17 protein-coding genes and 1 pseudogene are annotated in these 17,223 nt (G+C 36.3%); 13 read left to right on the top strand and 5 right to left on the bottom strand.

The window, feature by feature from the left end; translation table 11 throughout:
• The first annotated feature begins 353 nt into the window (after nucleotides 1-353).
• Nucleotides 354-1,169 carry a ZIP family metal transporter gene (locus H7K77_RS11080; protein ID WP_186577908.1) on the top strand — a complete coding sequence of 272 codons (816 nt, stop codon included), beginning with the start codon at nucleotides 354-356 and terminating at the stop codon, nucleotides 1,167-1,169.
• A gap of 196 nt (nucleotides 1,170-1,365) precedes the next feature.
• Here H7K77_RS11080 and H7K77_RS11075 read toward each other — a convergent pair whose 3' ends face one another.
• Nucleotides 1,366-2,901: a multicopper oxidase family protein gene (locus tag H7K77_RS11075; protein WP_186577907.1), complete on the bottom strand. Its 1,536-nt coding sequence runs from the start codon at nucleotides 2,899-2,901 to the stop codon at nucleotides 1,366-1,368.
• A 183-nt stretch (nucleotides 2,902-3,084) separates the two neighbouring features.
• Here H7K77_RS11075 and H7K77_RS11070 point away from each other — a divergent pair, with 183 nt between their 5' ends.
• A complete protein-coding gene (locus H7K77_RS11070; protein ID WP_186577906.1) occupies nucleotides 3,085-3,498 on the top strand; it encodes a DUF4395 domain-containing protein in 414 nt (137 codons plus the stop codon).
• 63 nt (nucleotides 3,499-3,561) lie between these two features.
• Here H7K77_RS11070 and H7K77_RS11065 read toward each other — a convergent pair whose 3' ends face one another.
• Nucleotides 3,562-3,852, bottom strand: a complete 291-nt coding sequence (locus H7K77_RS11065) for a hypothetical protein (protein WP_186577905.1) — start codon at nucleotides 3,850-3,852, stop codon at nucleotides 3,562-3,564.
• Between the two features lie 376 nt (nucleotides 3,853-4,228).
• On the opposite strand from H7K77_RS11065, the pseudogene H7K77_RS11060 reads away from it, so the two are divergent.
• The 3 genes and pseudogenes from H7K77_RS11060 (at nucleotide 4,229) to rpiA (ending at nucleotide 5,632) form a co-directional block, all read left to right on the top strand.
• Nucleotides 4,229-4,548: pseudogene (locus H7K77_RS11060) on the top strand (DUF3892 domain-containing protein).
• 137 nt (nucleotides 4,549-4,685) lie between these two features.
• On the top strand, nucleotides 4,686-4,856 hold the full coding sequence (locus H7K77_RS11055; protein WP_186577904.1) for a hypothetical protein: 171 nt from the start codon (nucleotides 4,686-4,688) through the stop codon (nucleotides 4,854-4,856).
• 101 nt (nucleotides 4,857-4,957) lie between these two features.
• A complete protein-coding gene (gene rpiA, locus H7K77_RS11050; protein ID WP_186577903.1) occupies nucleotides 4,958-5,632 on the top strand; it encodes a ribose-5-phosphate isomerase RpiA in 675 nt (224 codons plus the stop codon).
• Between the two features lie 55 nt (nucleotides 5,633-5,687).
• On the opposite strand, the gene H7K77_RS11045 is transcribed toward rpiA, so the two are convergent.
• Nucleotides 5,688-5,987: an antibiotic biosynthesis monooxygenase family protein gene (locus tag H7K77_RS11045; protein WP_186577902.1), complete on the bottom strand. Its 300-nt coding sequence runs from the start codon at nucleotides 5,985-5,987 to the stop codon at nucleotides 5,688-5,690.
• Nucleotides 5,988-6,142: 155 nt separating this feature from the next.
• Here H7K77_RS11045 and H7K77_RS11040 point away from each other — a divergent pair, with 155 nt between their 5' ends.
• Entirely contained in the window at nucleotides 6,143-7,552 is a 1,410-nt protein-coding gene (locus tag H7K77_RS11040; protein WP_186577901.1) for an MDR family MFS transporter, read from the top strand.
• Between the two features lie 105 nt (nucleotides 7,553-7,657).
• The gene (locus tag H7K77_RS11035) at nucleotides 7,658-8,437 is read left to right on the top strand and encodes a serine/threonine protein kinase (protein ID WP_186577900.1); all 780 of its coding nucleotides are present in this window, start codon (nucleotides 7,658-7,660) and stop codon (nucleotides 8,435-8,437) included.
• On the opposite strand, the gene H7K77_RS21525 is transcribed toward H7K77_RS11035, so the two are convergent.
• Both H7K77_RS21525 and H7K77_RS11030 read right to left on the bottom strand, forming a co-directional pair.
• Nucleotides 8,428-8,550, bottom strand: a complete 123-nt coding sequence (locus tag H7K77_RS21525) for a hypothetical protein (RefSeq protein WP_268911912.1) — start codon at nucleotides 8,548-8,550, stop codon at nucleotides 8,428-8,430. The genes H7K77_RS11035 and H7K77_RS21525 overlap by 10 nt on opposite strands.
• 204 nt (nucleotides 8,551-8,754) lie before the next feature.
• A complete protein-coding gene (locus H7K77_RS11030) occupies nucleotides 8,755-9,927 on the bottom strand; it encodes an MFS transporter (protein WP_186577899.1) in 1,173 nt (390 codons plus the stop codon).
• Nucleotides 9,928-10,103: 176 nt separating this feature from the next.
• Between H7K77_RS11030 and H7K77_RS11025 the strand changes: the two genes are divergently transcribed.
• From H7K77_RS11025 to H7K77_RS11000, 6 genes are all read left to right on the top strand, one after another.
• On the top strand, nucleotides 10,104-10,862 hold the full coding sequence (locus H7K77_RS11025; protein WP_186577898.1) for a TrmB family transcriptional regulator: 759 nt from the start codon (nucleotides 10,104-10,106) through the stop codon (nucleotides 10,860-10,862).
• A 110-nt stretch (nucleotides 10,863-10,972) separates the two neighbouring features.
• Complete coding sequence (locus H7K77_RS11020; RefSeq protein ID WP_186577912.1) at nucleotides 10,973-11,779, top strand: YitT family protein; 807 nt, start codon at nucleotides 10,973-10,975, stop codon at nucleotides 11,777-11,779.
• A gap of 103 nt (nucleotides 11,780-11,882) precedes the next feature.
• Nucleotides 11,883-12,566: a response regulator transcription factor gene (locus H7K77_RS11015; protein ID WP_186577897.1), complete on the top strand. Its 684-nt coding sequence runs from the start codon at nucleotides 11,883-11,885 to the stop codon at nucleotides 12,564-12,566.
• A gap of 1 nt (nucleotide 12,567) precedes the next feature.
• Nucleotides 12,568-13,572: a sensor histidine kinase gene (locus H7K77_RS11010; protein ID WP_186577896.1), complete on the top strand. Its 1,005-nt coding sequence runs from the start codon at nucleotides 12,568-12,570 to the stop codon at nucleotides 13,570-13,572.
• A 270-nt stretch (nucleotides 13,573-13,842) separates the two neighbouring features.
• Entirely contained in the window at nucleotides 13,843-14,526 is a 684-nt protein-coding gene (locus H7K77_RS11005) for an ABC transporter ATP-binding protein (RefSeq protein WP_186577895.1), read from the top strand.
• Entirely contained in the window at nucleotides 14,523-17,099 is a 2,577-nt protein-coding gene (locus H7K77_RS11000; RefSeq protein WP_186577894.1) for an ABC transporter permease, read from the top strand. Before H7K77_RS11005 ends, H7K77_RS11000 begins: the two co-directional genes overlap by 4 nt.
• The last annotated feature ends 124 nt before the right edge of the window (nucleotides 17,100-17,223 follow it).

Below are 17,223 nucleotides of genomic sequence, written 5' to 3'. Positions count from 1 at the left end.
GGCTGAAGCGTTCCCCACGGAAAGCGAGTATTTTTCCACAGCGTCGCATTTGCACTCAATAAATTAAAGAATTCAGTTACTGCAGATTTTATCTCTAATACGTCATTGGAAAGTGGAGATGTGTGCAAAAGAAGTCTGTTAACAAAGCATGGAATTGTGTAATAGAAGGTCAAAGGCACGTTATAATTAGTTGTAATTAGAGGAACGGGAATAAAATAAAAATTGACAGTAAGTGAATACGGGAGTAAAATTTTTCGCATGGGAAACATTTTGTCATAAACGCATATATTGATTAATGACTTTAATTTTTTTAAATAAATCGATCCGATGTAATGTAGAAGGGACTGATAAAGATGGTTGAATTCTTTGAAACATTGAATCCATTAGCACAAGCAACACTTGGAACCCTATTTACATGGGGAATGACTGCAATAGGGGCTGCTTTAGTATTTACTACAAAAACTTTTAATCAAAAGCTATTAGATTCGATGCTCGGTTTTGCCGGAGGCGTTATGATTGCAGCAAGTTTTTGGTCATTGCTTTCCCCAGCCTTAGATATGGCAGAAGACGGACCTATGCCTGCCTGGCTTCCAGCGGCTATAGGTTTTATGCTAGGTGCGGTATTCTTGTGGGGAATTGATAAATTAATTCCGCACTTACACCCTAACTCTCAAATGAAGGATGCGGAAGGAATTCATCCGACTAATAGAAGAAGGAGTACATTACTTGTTCTTGCGATTACTTTACACAATATTCCTGAAGGCTTGGCAATAGGGGTAGCATTTGGAGCTGTGGCAGCAGGATTTGACTCGGCTTCTTTAGCGGGTGCTGTTTCATTAGCCATAGGGATAGGGATTCAGAACTTGCCAGAAGGTACTGCCGTTTCCATGCCACTAAGAAGAGATGGTATGTCACGACGTAAAAGTTTTTTGTATGGACAGTTTTCTGGAATGGTAGAACCTATAGCTGCCATTATAGGGGTTTTGGCTGTTACACTTATGCAACCAATCCTTCCATTTGCACTTAGCTTTGCTGCAGGTGCTATGATTTTTGTTGTTGCAGAAGAAGTAATACCTGGTTCACAAGAGAATGGAAATAAAGATTTGGCCTCTATGACACTAATGGTTGGGTTTACACTCATGATGATATTAGATGTTGCACTTGGTTAAATCAGAGTTGCTTTCAATAGATGAAATAAACTGGCTTCATTTGCTGAGGCCAGTTTATTTCATTAATGTTAAATTTGTACTAACTGATTTCCTATATTTTACAGGAAAAGAAATAAGTTGGAAATGTAATCTAATGTAATTTTTTGGTACACTCGAATATTTTGATCAAATCGTCATATTCGAGTGTATGTGGTTATTATTGTTTTGGATTTATTACTCTAAACGGACGCATCATGTCATAATCCTCATGCTCGAGAATATGACAATGCCATACATAGTCTCCTGTATAAGGACCAAATCTAGCAATGACACGGGTTATTTGAGCAGAAGGTGCTGCAACTGTATCTTTCCACCCTCTTTCGTTTGCTGCGGGTGGTTTTGGTGGTCCGGTATAAATGATCTGCCCATCCTTATTATATCTGTCAAGATCAAAGGGTTGTCGATCTAATAGTTGAAACTGAATAAGATGAATATGCATAGGATGTGTAAAGTTGGTCAAGTTTTTGAAGGCCCAAATCTCTGTGGAACCTAATTGAGGTTTCTCCGTAACAGGTTCATCCCAACGCTTATTATTTAACAATAATAATGGTCTACTGTACCCATCAGTTGAACCGACTAAATTTAAATTTCTAATTGCAGCTATAGAACTTTGTTTTAAAGAAGGAATGGTTGATAATCTAACTGGTAACCTGCTAGTATCTTGTTTGGTGAGAGGTTTATTCACTCTGAATTGTAAGACATCATCTGTTTCATCGTCAGGTGAGGCATTGGAGCCAAGTTTATTTTTCAGTACAATCGTATCTCCTTCATATTTAGAAAAGTCTAATACAACATCAGCCCGTTCCGAAGGCTCTAAGGAAACAGTCTCCATTCGTACCGTTTTTTCTAGCAGTCCACCATCAGATCCGATTTGGTAGATTTTTTGTCCAGAATCTAGGTGTAATTCATACCCACGTGTATTGGAAGCATTTAAGATGCGAAAACGGTATTTACGTGGTTCCACTTCCAAATAAGGCCATACTTTACCATTTGTAAGAATGGTATCGCCAGTAAATGCTGGGACTATAGAAGGATTAGGTAAGTCCTCAGAGGAATCTTCTGGCTGTTTTGGATAGGATAGTGAACCATCTCGGTTAAAGGAACGATCTTGAATAACGAGTGGAATCTCATACGCTTCAGCTGGTAGGTTTAATGTTTTTTCATGTTTATCACGGATAATATACGTACCAGACAGCCCGGCGTAGTTGTTGAGTCTAGTAATGCCCATAGCATGATCGTGGTACCAAAGCATAGTAGCGCGTTGGTTGTTAGGGTATTCATAGACTTCTTTTTCAAATGCTGGACCCACTTGCTTAAAGCCCTTAGTAAACCATGCTTCAGGATAGCCATCACTTGGTGTTGGTGTTTCTCCACCGTGTAGATGCGTAACCGTACGTACTTCCGGAAGTTCGGGATTAAGAATCGACCAATCTACCGGTAGAAAGTGATTAGTTGGAAGATTGTTCATCCATTTAACTTTTATAGGTTCTCCTTTATTCACTTCGATGGTCGGGCCTGGTACCTGACCATTATATCCCCACAGCCGAGTAGGTGGTAAGTCGCGGTGTAGCTTGCTATTAAATTCCTCCATACGCACTTCATAATAAGGTGTTCCGTTTTTCGTAAATCTTTTAGGTTGTAACGTGTCCATAATCGGTAGCTTATCGACAAACTTTTCTAATTTAAGCTTCATAACATCCACTCCTGACATATTTTAATATAGTAGATGACATCTGCACTAGAAGTGGGAGGGCGTCTGTACGGTGTATTGATTGAATTACAATATTCTTTATAAAAGTGAAATGTATAGAGTGTTATTCTTTATTCCTAGTAATTTAATGTGTATAATTAGGTTTAAGTGAAGGGGGGAAGACTTTTGGGAATTCCTAAGCCATTGGTTCAACTAAATCAATTATTTATCGTAAGTACAGTTATCCTTGCTTTAATTTTTTATAAAGGAATACTACTTTTACCATTTATCGTTGGGATATATACCTTAGTTGTAAAGAAGAATCCTGTTATTCTTTTTAGCAAGCGTTTCTTAAGGAAACCATTGGACAAGTATCTTCAGGAAGATAAAAATCAGCAATTATTCAATCAGTGGATAGCAACAATATGCTTAGGCTTGTCTGTTTTATTTTTCTCCCTGAAATTAGACACTTTAGGGTATGTGTTCAGTTTAATGGTAGTTGCTGCAGCTGGTATAGCATTAATGGGATATTGTATTGGTTGTACGATTCGATATCGGTACATGATGTGGAAATATAAAAGGACAAAGGTCCAACAATAAAAGACCAAATCTTGATTTGTAATCAGGATTTGGTCTTTTTGGTTTAAAATGATTGAAATTTGTTTATATAGAAAAACTGATATCTCCATCTTCATTAATTTCGATAGTGGAGTAGCTTTCAAAGGTATGAAAGTTTGTTATGTCGTGATCTTTTTTTGAAAAGCTTTCCATATATTGATGGTACTTTTCTGGATCTTTTATCAGGTGGTAGTAATATGTTCTCTTACCATTGATTATGGTGCTGTCTCCAAGTGTAAATCTATTTTCAAATTGATCTTTAAACCATTCCCTTGCTTGTTCATGGTTATGAAAATCAGGCATGTCACTGCTTATTGAAGTCAAATCAAAATTCATAATAATATTACTCCTTTATGTCAGTTTCTAAACTTCCTAATGATCTTTATTATGTCCTTTTAAGTACTTATAGATTCTAACCAATTTTGATTTAAGCTTCTTTTTGTAACGGGTGCTGTGTTTGTCATAATTTGTATAAAATACGAAGTAACTTATTAGGTGCCGCTACGGAAATCAACGTTGCACTCATCCTTTTCAAGCTGAACATTACACTATGACGGATTTTATCTCAACTGCGTCATTCTGAGAGCACAAAATTTGTGAAAAGAGCCTAGTATTAAACGGATGTTACTTAACATATATCGAGTACATGCGGTGTATTATAATTCCGGTTTTTCTAGAGCATACTAACATACCTTCGGGAGGTGTGAATGAAATGGAGAACAATAGAAGAGATTTTGAAAATGTTTTTCAACAGTATAAATCAGATAGTTTGGAACAGGCAAAAGAAGAGGCAGCTGAAGATTTAAATGGATCCAAAGAAGAAATGTTGCTGTTCGTAAAAATGATGACGGTGACATGATTGCTTTCAAGACGAGCAGTGGAATCGAGTTAGACTATTTTCAAGCACTTGATCAAGCAAAAGCAGGGAAACTGGCACATGTTGATGTATTTCATAAATATGGTCGGGATATTATTCGAAGTGAGCCAGATGGTATTAAAGAGAATAATTTAGATCAGTTACCTTTATTTTAAAAGGGATTAGCACCGAAACGGAAAGGACCAACGTATGATTGGTCTTTTCCGTTTTTTTGTAAATTCATTAGATGTTACACTATAGTGGACTATATATCGTAATAACAAAACGCATTAATTAGAAGGAGGTTTTCCATTTGAAGAAAAAACTAACCATGATTTTCTTAATGTTGAGTGTAATAATTCAAACAATTGGGTTAGCCATTAACTTTCCTTGGGAGGGACTAATTATTTGGTCATTGTCGATTCTGACGATCCTTGCTGCTGCTTATTTCACGAAGTATATTCCAGATAAAAAGAAAAGATAAAAGGGAAAGGCTACTTCTGAAAGATTATTTCTTACAAAGATGTTACCAATTGTTAACAATTGAATTGGAGTTTATAATCATTTGATAAGAGGTGAATGTAAGTGTCGACAAAAAGTAAGCAACTTGCAGGGGAGAAAGCAACGGAATTCATTAAAGATGGTATGGTTTTAGGACTGGGGACAGGATCAACTGTTTATTGGACAATTCAGAAGCTAGGGGAACTAGTAAAAGGTGGATTAAATATTCAGGGAGTACCAACATCTAAGCAAACGGAAAAACTTGCTAACCAGCTAGATATACCATTACTGTCACTGTCTGATGTAAATGACATTGATCTAACTATTGATGGTGCCGATGAAGCAAATTCCAATTTGGAGCTTATTAAAGGCGGTGGAGGTGCACTTTTGCGAGAAAAGATGATTGCTTCCATTTCTCGTCGTTTAGTTATAGTAGTGGATCAATCAAAATATGTTCCGGAATTAGGGCATTTTCCTTTACCTGTGGAAATTGTTCCGTTTGGATGGGAGATCACAAGTAAACAGATTGCTGCATTGGGGTGTCTACCTCAATTACGGAGGGAAGAGCGCGATCCAGTAGTAACCGATAATGGAAACTATATAGTGGATTGTCATTTTAATACGATAAGCGATGCAAAACAGTTGGATCAAGCATTAAATATGATACCGGGTGTTGTAGAAAATGGGTTGTTTGTCGATATGGCAAATGAACTGATTATCGGTCGAGACGATGGCACGATTGATTTTCTTTCTACATAATCTTTATAAAAGATGGCAAAGGGAGGTTCTAAAAGGAGCTCCCTTTGCGTTAAAGTTAAGATGTTAGTGGTATATTCTCAAAATGCTCTACATTTGGGAATGGATCATAAAAAGGATGTAATAGCTCTTTCCATTCTAAATATTGCGGTGATTCTCTAAACCCAATTACATGATCCTCTAAGTTGTGCCATCTTACCAGTAATAAATATTTTCCTTTTATCTCGATGCATCGATGAAGTTCGTGTGAATCATACCCCTTCATAGATGATATGATAAGAGATGCTTCTTTAAATGCCATTTCATACTCATCTTCCATTCCATCCTTAACCTGAAGCATAACTGCCTCCAATATCACGTCTATCACTTCCTTTGTTTGTAGTTTAGATAAATATACCAAATGAAGGTGGATAATAAACGAAATATTTGATTATTTAATTTTTAAGTAGCAAACTATACAATAGAATACTTAGTGGTTAGCTAAGTAAATAAATTAAGTAACGAGGTAATTGTATGGAAGGTACACAAACACAAGGAGTTCCAGAAATTAAAAAGGGACCATTAATCGCTATTCTAATTTCTGGGGCATTTGCCGCAATTTTGAATCAAACATTACTTGCAACAGCTCTGCCACACATTATGGCAGATCTAGACATCACGGCTAATACTGCACAATGGCTAACGACAGTATTTATGTTAGTGAATGGTGTCATGATTCCGATTACTGCTTTTTTGATAGAAAAATTCACAACAAGAAGTTTGTTTCTAACAGCCATGGGGCTATTTGGACTGGGAACAATTATATGTGCATTTGCACCTAGCTTTTCTATGCTTATTGTAGGAAGGATTGTACAGGCGTCAGGGGCAGGGATTATGATGCCATTGATGCAAACAGTATTTTTTGTCATTTTTCCCATAGAAAAACGGGGGCAAGCTATGGGGTTATTTGGATTAGTTATTGCCTTTGCACCAGCAATCGGCCCGACTTTATCCGGTTGGATGGTAGAAAATTATCCATGGCGATCACTCTTTTATATTATTATACCAATAGCGGTTTTAGATTTTATTTTTGCTTATTTTTTACTGAAAAATGTAACGAAACGGACCTTTCCGAAACTAGATGTCCTATCTGTTATTCTGTCGACGATTGGTTTTGGGGGAATTTTGTATGGGTTTAGTAGTGCAGGTAATTATGGATGGGGAAGCTTAATCGTAATCAGCACGATATTAATTGGTGTTGCTTCACTTGTACTATTTATCTATAGACAATTTCATTTGGATAATCCAATACTGGAATTTAAAGTTTTTAAGTATGGAGTGTTTACACTATCTACTATTTTAGGAGTTATCGTATTTATTTCGATGATAGGTGGAGCAACGATATTACCGATATATATGCAAAATATGCATGATTACACTGCCTTTCAGTCCGGGTTAATGCTACTACCAGGTGCTGTTTTAATGGGGATTATGAACCCAATTACAGGAAGGATCTTCGATAAGGTTGGAGCAAAGTGGCTTGCCATTATTGGGTTAATCATTGTGACATGCTCGACATTTCTGTTTGCAAATTTATCGACAACCACTTCGTTTACCTACTTATCAGTAGTAAATGCACTGAGGATGTTCGGAGTAGCGATGGTTATGATGCCTGTAACAACTGCAGGTTTAAATCAGTTACCTATTAAGTTAATCCCTCATGGGACAGCTATGAACAATACGATGAGACAGGTATCTGGTTCAATTGGTACTGCGCTATTAGTTACCATTATGACGAATAGTGCTTTAGATCCTAAAGTACATGGCATGGAAGGTGTGATTCATGGCGTCAACGTTGCTTTTATTGTAGCGGGCATTGTTAGTGCTGTAGGAATTGTATTTGCTTTCTTCTTAAAAAAAACGAGCCCATCTGAAGAAAGGTGATAGCACCATCGAAGAAAAAGGGGTGAGAATTTAAAGTAATTCTCATCCCTTTTTTTCGACAAAAAACGGGTGGTGACAGGCACCATTAGGGAATGGGGAATATATATGAATGGTCCATTTAAATTTATGAAGAGGGGATATAGACTTTTAGTAGATAGGCATTATAAAAAAAATGACCTTATCCATAACAGGTATAAAATTGAGTCATTCATCGGTATTGGAAGTTATGGAATGACTTACTTATGTCGTGATTCGAAAGAAGATAACCTCTGTGTTCTAAAGCAAATGACAAAAAGTAAAAGAAGACAGGAGATTAGTAGAGTATATCAAAAAGAAACGGACATACTTGGCAAGCTACATCATCCAAGGATACCTAGTTTACTTGAAAAGTTCACTATTGATAAACATGATTTCTACACAATGGAATTAATAGACGGAGAAAATCTTGAAGAAATTTTGTTTTACGAAAAGGGGAAATTTAACGAAACAAAGTGTCTGGAAATGTTTAAGGAGCTAGTAGAAATAACAAGCTATATTCACTCAAAAGAAGTCGTTCATGGGGATATTAGAATTCCTAATGTGATCATGAAAGACTCGGCACTTTATTTAATAGATTTTGGTTTAGCAGAAGAACTTGGAAACTGCAGTAGGAATGATAAGGTTGCCCTGCTACGAGAAGATTATTATGATTTAGGTGACTTTTTGCTTTTTTTATTATACTCCACCTATCACTCGAGCATTAAAAGGGGTAGATCTTGGATGGAAGAGTTAGAGATCCATCCAAAAACTAGTCACCTATTAAAACGTTTGCTTGGCATCGAACAACCATATTCCGATACAGCAGAAGTAATGGAAGATGTAGTCCAGGTTTTAAATTACTTATGACTTCTAGCTACTGCTATGCCCATATCCTTTGCGCTTGTATCGATGACTCCCGTGAAATCCTGAATGTTTTCGAAATCCACTACTGCTTGAGCGTCGGTATTTTTTGCGGCCACTCGAGCTGAAAACACGACGATGTTTTTTTCTACTACTGCTACTTCCACTATGTTTAAAAACATTTTTGATGAATTTATCTAACATCTATAATCCTCCTCTCCGTTTGTTTGTAATTAATATACGAAAAGAATCTTTATAAGGTTTCAATAAAACGATAGGAATGAAAAAGAAAAGCAAACGTTACATTTGCTTTTCTTCATAAATTAAAAGCTATCTGATACTGCGATGGAGCTTACTTTTTCCCTCTTGGTCATCGAAATAACAGCCGCACCTAGGGCAATCAGTACAAAAACTCCCCCAACCGTTGCATTTTGTTGGACTGAAGCATGATCAATGACTATTCCACCAATTAATGAACCAAATGCAATTCCGAAATGAAGTGCAGAATTATTAAGGCTTTGCTGTACATCTGCCGTTTCAGGTGATGTCTCAATTAGATAACTTTGCATAGCTGGTGTAACTGCCCAACTTAATGCCCCCCAGATCATCATAACAATTAAAAATAGTGGGAGTGCAAATGTTGTATATGGTATAGCGAATATGGATAAAGCAAAAGCTATCGTAACACCCAGTATAGTTTTTTTAGCACCAAATTTATCGGCAAACGTACCACCGATCCCTCCGCCTACTACGGCAGATATACCGAATAGAAGGTAAATGATACTCACCCAAGAACCTTCAAGGCCTAGAACTGATTTTACAAAAGGTGTTAAATACCCATAAAGAGTTAAATGGCCAGCTAAGAATAAAAATGTTGTTAATTGTGCAAATAGTATTTTACGATTCTTTAATGTTTGTAGCTGTTGTTTAAGTGGAACAGAAGGTTTAGGGTTTACCTTCTCCATAAAGAAATAGACACCTGTCATCGAGAAAAGGGTTAATAAAGAAATTAGGAGGAATGGCGCTCTCCATCCAAAGGCGTTTCCTAGCATTAAACCAATTGGCATGCCTAAGACAAGCGATCCACTAACCCCCATAAAGACAATTCCAATTGCACGTGCACGGAATTGTTTCTCTACAATGTTAGAGGCTATCGTTACGCACAAAACAACAAGTAATGATCCACTAGCTGCAGAAATAATTCGTGCAACTAATAAAATAGTGAAAGTTGGACTAAGCACAGAAAGAATATTTCCGAGTAAAAAAATAAATAGAGCGGAAAGCATAAGTTTTTTTCTTTCCATTTTTGCGGTAGCAGTTAATAAAATCGGGGCAGCTATAGCAAATACAAGTGAAAAAACGGTGATGAAAAGACCAGCCTTTCCCACGCTAATTTGTAAATCTTGAGCTACTAAATCGAGAATTCCTCCGATAATTAATTCAACCATTCCTACTACAAATGAGACAATTGTTAACAAATATACACGTTTATCCATATTTCGACGTCCTTTCTAAGATGTTACCACTATAATGGTAACGTCGATAGACTAGGAAAGCAAGAACAATTTTCACTTCATATAAAAGTAGATATTTTCTGACTTTTTTGCTTTTGGCATATACGACAACTCCTATGCTATGATAGGGGTTAAGAAAAAAATGAGGAGAAAAGCTAATGCTACAACAATTTGGTTTTACGCAATATGAAAGTCAAATTTATCAAGCGCTTGTTACAATAGACCAACCATTAGATGCTACTGGCATAGTTAAAAGATCTGGTGTTCCACGCACTAAGGTTTATGAGGTTTTGCATCGTTTATTAGAAAAAGGTCTTATTTTTGAATCCACAATGGAGAAAAAAAGACTGTACATAGCGTTACCGTTAGAGTCTGTTATAGAAAAGCTAAAGATTGATTTTGAAAGTAACATTAAAAAGTTAAAAGAAACAAAAATTAAGCAAACGCCGATTGATGATCGTGTATGGTCTTTTAAAGAGGATCAAACAATTAGAAGTTCATTGAAGGATTTACTTAATCAAGCGGAATCATCCATCTTTATTTCTGGATGGGAGGACGATTTGGTCCATTTCCTTTCGTTATTAGAGATAAAGTATCAACAAGGAATAGATGTGAACATCCATGTAATTGGTGATATGAACACTAACATTCCGAACGTTTCTACTCTAATTCCTGATGAACACCATGAGACGCTAGAGCGTAGTCGGATACTAATTGTAGATGAAGAGGAAATGGTATTTGCAGGAGTTGAAGATGATGAATGGTATGCAATCAGAACTAAATCCCGTTCATTAGTGAAGTTTTTTACGGAATTTTTCTATCATGATGTAGCGTTAACAGAAATTACGCGGAAATACCGTGATACAGTGATGAATGATGAGGCAATTCGGGAAGTTTTATTAAAATTACGGTATTAATTACTCATACCCATCACATACTTGTTTTTATGACATTAATCTAAAAATGAAACGAAAAATTATTCGCACTCTTATTTCTGCTAATCGATGCTGCAGGAGGTTTATTGTTGATGAAATATATAATTGTAGTAATAGGCTCTTTAATTATTGCCTTTGCATTTAACTTCTTTTTAGTTCCATATGGTATTTTAAGCAGCGGTGTTAGTGGAATTGCTATATTAATTGGAATTATTACTCCGTTAGATATAGGGCTACTAAACTTAGTACTTAATCTGCCATTGATTATTTTAGGGTATTATAAATTAGGTAAGACTATAACGGTTAATACGGTTACGTGTGTTGTGTCGCTTTCACTTTTCCTTTACGTTTTGCCAGTCGTTACAGTAACCGATAATATCCTTCTTTCCACCTTATTTGGAGGGATTATTAGCGGGATCGGGATCGGGTTAATTTTGAAATACTCTGGAACATCAGGTGGATTAGATATTATTGCCATTCTTATTACTAGAACAAGTAATGTTAGTGTAGGTCTTTTGCTTACTGCAATGAATGGGGTTATTGTTCTTGTATCCGGAGCCTTTTTTGGTTGGGAAATTGCATTGTACACGCTGTTATCCATCTATTTAACAGGAAGGGTTATCGATACAATCCACACCAGTCACATAAAGCTAACGATGCAGATTGTTACTTCCAAAGGTGATGCTATTAGAAAAGAGCTAATCGAGTCCATCTACCGTGGTATTACGGTTATGGAAGGGTATGGAGGATACACAGAAGAGAAAAAGCAAATATTGATGATGGTAGTCACTCGTTATGAAACACTTCAAATCAAGAAAATAGTACGTAAGCATGATCAGCGAGCATTTATAAACGTCTATGAGACTGTTGAAGTTGACGGGGAATTTGCAAAAAACTAACTAAAATGAAAGGGGTCAGAATTATTCTGATTCCTTTCATTTTTTTAACTTCAGTTTTAACATATATATAAGATACAATATGGTAAGAATGAGGTGAATCAATGTGAAGATTTTATTGGTTGAAGATGACAGAACTATTGCTTCTGGATTGGAATATTCCCTGCGACAAGAAGGCTATACTACCATCCTTTGTCATAATAAAGAAACTGCAACAAAGATAGTAACAGAGCTAATGAAAGAGATTGATTTATTTTTGTTTGACTTATCATTACCAGACGGTAGTGGATATGATTTATGTGAATTGGTCAAAAAACAAGGTGACAAACCAGTTATCTTTTTGACTGCATTTGATGATGAAGTAAACGTTGTGATGGGACTTGATATGGGGGCCGATGACTACATAACGAAACCATTTCGTGTTAGGGAACTATTGTCTCGGATAAAATCTGTACTTCGCAGATATAACAAACAAGCGCAAACAAGTAACCACATTGACATAGCTAACGTCCGAATTAATACAACAGAAGGAAAAGTCTATAAAAACGGCCAAGAGATTTTGATGACTGCATTGGAATATAGGTTACTACTAATTTTCGCTAATCATATTGGACAAGTACTTACTAGAAACCAACTTTTAGAACGAATCTGGGATGTTGCTGGTGACTTTGTAAATGATAATACATTAACGGTGTACATCAAAAGGCTAAGGGAAAAATTGGAGGACAACCCTCAAAAACCAAGGCTTATTCAAACGGTACGTGGTCTCGGCTATAAGGTTGGTGATTAAATTGTTCAGAAACAGTGAAATTAAATGGCTAGTAATGGTTCTCGGTTTTATCAGTATTTTGATGACTACGATCACATTCGTGTTTTTCTCAACAAAGTTTGCTGCCATTCTTATATTAACCTCGGTACTACTAATTATTGCCACTCTCCTGTTTACAGCTTGGCGCTACCGTGAAATTGCGCGGCTTTCTGGTTTTTTAAGGAGAATTACTAGTGGGGATTATACACTTGACGTCCGTGACAATTATGAGGGCGAGCTTAGTATATTGAAAAATGATATTTACAAAGTTACGCTGATGCTTTCTGAGCAAGGTTCCCAATTAGAGCGAGATAAACTTCAGTTGACGAATGCGATTTCTGACATTTCCCATCAATTGAAAACTCCACTCACTTCCATGATGGTAATGGCTGATTTACTTAGTGACCCTAACATGCCGAAAGAAAAAAGAAACGAGTTTACATATAACATCCAAAAGCAATTAGAGAGGATTGAATGGCTTGTTACGTCTTTGCTGAAGCTTTCTAAAATAGATGCTGGTACTGCATTGTTTAAAAAAGAAACCATCGTAGTACGTAACCTTATTCAAAAGGCAATGGAGCCTGTACTTATTCCAGTTGATATAAAACAACAGTTCTTGCATTATACGGGTGATGAGGATGTCACATTTATTGGGGATATTAATTGGACAGCGGAAGCAATAATCAATATTTTAAAAAACTGTGTAGAGCATACTCCAGAAAATGGTGAGATAGGTATCTTCTACTCGGAAAATGCCTTGTTTACTGAAATGAAGATTGTCGACAACGGGAAAGGTATTCCAAAGCAAGAGCTTCCTTATATTTTTAAAAGGTTCTACAAAGGAAAAAATGCTGGTGAAGAAAGTGTTGGGATCGGTCTTGCAATGGCATATAGCATTATCACTAGTCAAAATGGAGATATCGAAGTGGTAAGTGAAGAGGGAAAAGGCACGAGCTTTATTATTAAATTTTATAAACAAATTATATAGAAGACCTTTTCTAGATACCTTACAGCAAGATCTATAGAATGCGTCGCAACAAATTCTTCTAATCCTTTTCAATCATTACGATTTTCTTCGTGAAAAGGGGTTGTAAGAAGTAAGTTACTAGAGATTTCATCTGAATTATTAATAAAAGTACAAGTTATGTAAAAGCGCTGTTCTAACATCTAAAGTGACTAAACTGTCACTTTAGAGTCACCTTAAAGTCATTTTAGACAGATATACTAAACGCAACATCAACTAAATGGAGGAATGAACATGGATATATTAAAAATAGAAAATCTGTCTAAAGAATATGGCAAAGGGGAGACAGCTGTTAAAGCGCTTGACAATGTTTCCTTTTCAGTAAAAAAAGGAGAATTTGTTGCCATTATCGGACCGTCTGGATCTGGAAAATCGACATTGCTTCACTTACTCGGTGGGGTTGATCGCCCAACAAGTGGGAAGGTGCTCGTTGACAACACAGATATCTACCAACTAAATGAGACCCAGTTAGCGATTTTCAGAAGAAGGCAGATTGGATTAATTTATCAATTCTATAATTTGATCCCTATTTTAACCGTTGAGGAAAATATTACATTACCCATGCTACTGGATGAACACAAGGTAGATGATAAGCAACTGAGTGACATTGTTAATATTTTAGGTTTACAAGCAAGATTGAATCATCTCCCAAACCAATTGTCGGGTGGTCAACAGCAACGTGTGTCCATTGGTCGGGCCTTAATTAGTAATCCCGCTATTATGTTAGCAGATGAACCTACTGGAAATTTAGATAGTAAGAATAGTAGTGAAATAATAGAATTGTTAAAAATGTTTAACAAGACTTATAACCAAACATTGATCGTTATTACGCATGACGAACGGATTGCATTACAAGCTGATCGTGTGATTTCGATTGAGGATGGCACAGTTGCCAAGGACGAGGTGATTCGTCCGTGAACATTATCAACAAACTTACCGTAAGACATTTGAAGAAGAACAAAAGACGAACACTCGTAACTATTTTTGGTGTAATAATTTCTGTTGCGATGATAACTGCAGTTGCAACGCTAGGTGTTTCTTTTATAGATATAATGAAACGACAATCGATTGCAGAAAACGGGGATTGGCACGTTCAATACAAGGATGTAAACCGTGAGCAATTAGAGGCGATAGAAAAGGATGCTGCCACAAGCAAGCTCGTAATTAGTAAGGATAATGGTTATGCCAGTTTAGAAGGTTCGGACAATGAAAGCAAACCATATTTGTTCATTAAGGGCTATAACCAAAATGGTTTTGAAACGTTTCCAATTGATCTAAGTAGTGGGAGACTTCCGAAATCAGCTCAAGAGCTAGTTATGAATGAGGAAGTTAGAAAAATATCTGAAGAGAAGTATGAGCTTGGTGATAAAGTAACGTTAAGCATCGGCCAGAGGAAAATGGTAGATGATGAAGTAACCTTAACTCAGAATGACCCATTACAATTGATTGATGGGGAAGTTCAAGAGACATTGGATTCTATGCATTCTAACTCCTATACAATTGTTGGATTTATCAAACGTCCAACATGGGAACCAACGTGGTCTCCAGGATATACGGCCATCACATATATTGACCAAAGCGCACTAGGTGAAAGTGATAAGGTGAATGCGATTGTCACCTTAGATAAAGTGAGTAATTCCCTATTTAAACATAGTGAGCAACTAGCAGAAGAGCATGATATTGAGAATATAGGCTATAATGACGCATTGCTCCGTTTATATGGTGTCACTGATAATGATAGCCTTCGAACGACGTTGTTCTCTTTAGTTGGAATTATTATGGTTGTTATCTTTATCGGTTCTGTAGCATTGATTTACAATGCGTTTGCGATAAGCGTATCAGAACGTTCCAGACATTTGGGGATGCTAGCAAGTGTTGGGGCAACGAAGAAACAGAAGCGAAACTCTGTATTTTTTGAAGGAGCCATTATTGGGCTTATCAGTATCCCAATTGGTGTTATTGCTGGTCTAGGCGGAATGGCAATTACGTTTTACTTCATTAATACATTTATTGATGGAGCATTAGGTATTTCACAAAAATTTAAAGTTATAGCAACGCCTATGTCTATATTAGTTGCTTGTGTGGTATCGATTGTCACTATTTTTATTTCCACATACAGTCCGGCTAGGAGAGCATCAAAGGTATCCGCGATTGATGCTATTCGACAGACGCACGATGTGAAATTAACTGAAAAAAAGGTAAAAACATCCAAGTTAGTTCGTAAACTTTTTGGCATTGAAGCTGAAATTGGCTTGAAGAATTTAAAAAGAAATAAAAAGAGATATCAAGCAACTGTTTTTTCACTTGTGATAAGTATTGTTCTTTTCTTATCTGTGTCTTATTTTACAGAAAGTCTTGAAAAATCGTTGGAGCTATCTCAACAAAACATAAACTATGATATCCAAATTGCTAGTGATAAAAAAGATACCACTAAGTTAGAAACTCTAGCTGAGGCTAAATACATTACTGATCATACCATTTTGCAAGAAATTTCTTTACGATCATGGATTAGTGAGGAAGGATTGCCAGAGAAGCTAAAAGAGAATTTAGAACAAGACAGTGAAGCTATAAAAAATGGAAAATATCCTTATGATATTACGCTAAGCGGACTTGATCAAAATAGCTTTAAGGAATATGCGGAAAAAGTTGGAGTAGATTTATCTAGTACGACTGATGCTCAAACTCTTAAAGCCATTATTATAAATAAAGTTTCATATCAAGATCCTAATAGTCGTAAACTTATCGAAACACGTTCGATACACACCAAAATAGGGGAATCGTTAGTTTTAGAGTCTTACGATTATGAAACGGAAGAAAGTGAGCAACTTGGTAATGTGGAGGTTGTTGCATTAACTGATATAAAGCCTATGGGAATTGATGCAGGTTACCTTGGTGCTCTCGATGTTATTGTAAACAATGAAGACTTTAACCAATTAGTAAAAGATAATAACATAACGAGCTCTTTTCTCTTTTTGACGAGTTCAGATCCTATGGAAACCCAAGCTGATATTGAAAATTTGAAAGATAGTAATATGTATGTTTATAACGTGTTCAAAAACAGGCAGCAGGAAGAACAATTGATATTACTATTGTCCGTTTTTGCGTATGGATTTATCGCCTTAATAACAGCAATTTCTGTAGCGAATATCTTTAATACTATATCAACAAGTATTTCGTTACGAAAAAGGGAATTTGCTATGTTAAAGTCTGTTGGAATGACACCAAAAGGCTTTAATAGAATGATTAACTACGAGAGTATTTTCTATGGAATAAAGGCTTTGGTGTACGGTATACCAATTAGTATAGTCGTAATGGGACTCATTTACTGGTCATTAATGGGCACATTCGAATACAATTTCGAGTTTCCTTGGTTAAGTGCGTTATATGTAGGTATAGCGATATTTATTGTCGTTGGTTCTGCGATGTTATATTCCGCAAAGAAAGTAAAGAAGGAAAATATTATCGATGCTTTAAAACAAGAGAGTATCTAGGTGAGGAGTGGCCATTACGTTAGTAGTGGCCATTTTTTTGTAGTTTAGGAATTTATAAAATCTGCTAAATGTGGATAACCTGCAAGATTAGCCTCATCCAGCTCCGAGCGCCAGCGACTAGCGA

This window comes from Aquibacillus kalidii, assembly GCF_014280935.1.
Classification (GTDB): Bacteria; Bacillota; Bacilli; order Bacillales; family Amphibacillaceae; genus Aquibacillus_D; species Aquibacillus_D kalidii.
This window is presented reverse-complemented; position numbering and strand designations above follow the sequence as displayed.

Excerpts from the sequence above, each read along its gene's own strand:
- H7K77_RS11080 (WP_186577908.1), top strand. The coding sequence starts at position 354 with ATGGTTGAATTCTTTGAAACATTGAATCCATTAGCACAAGCAACACTT.
- H7K77_RS11075 (WP_186577907.1), bottom strand. The coding sequence starts at position 2,901 with ATGAAGCTTAAATTAGAAAAGTTTGTCGATAAGCTACCGATTATGGAC.
- H7K77_RS11065 (WP_186577905.1), bottom strand. The coding sequence starts at position 3,852 with ATGAATTTTGATTTGACTTCAATAAGCAGTGACATGCCTGATTTTCAT.
- H7K77_RS11040 (WP_186577901.1), top strand. The coding sequence starts at position 6,143 with ATGGAAGGTACACAAACACAAGGAGTTCCAGAAATTAAAAAGGGACCA.
- H7K77_RS11035 (WP_186577900.1), top strand. The coding sequence starts at position 7,658 with ATGAATGGTCCATTTAAATTTATGAAGAGGGGATATAGACTTTTAGTA.
- H7K77_RS11030 (WP_186577899.1), bottom strand. The coding sequence starts at position 9,927 with ATGGATAAACGTGTATATTTGTTAACAATTGTCTCATTTGTAGTAGGA.
- H7K77_RS11025 (WP_186577898.1), top strand. The coding sequence starts at position 10,104 with ATGCTACAACAATTTGGTTTTACGCAATATGAAAGTCAAATTTATCAA.
- H7K77_RS11020 (WP_186577912.1), top strand. The coding sequence starts at position 10,973 with ATGAAATATATAATTGTAGTAATAGGCTCTTTAATTATTGCCTTTGCA.
- H7K77_RS11005 (WP_186577895.1), top strand. The coding sequence starts at position 13,843 with ATGGATATATTAAAAATAGAAAATCTGTCTAAAGAATATGGCAAAGGG.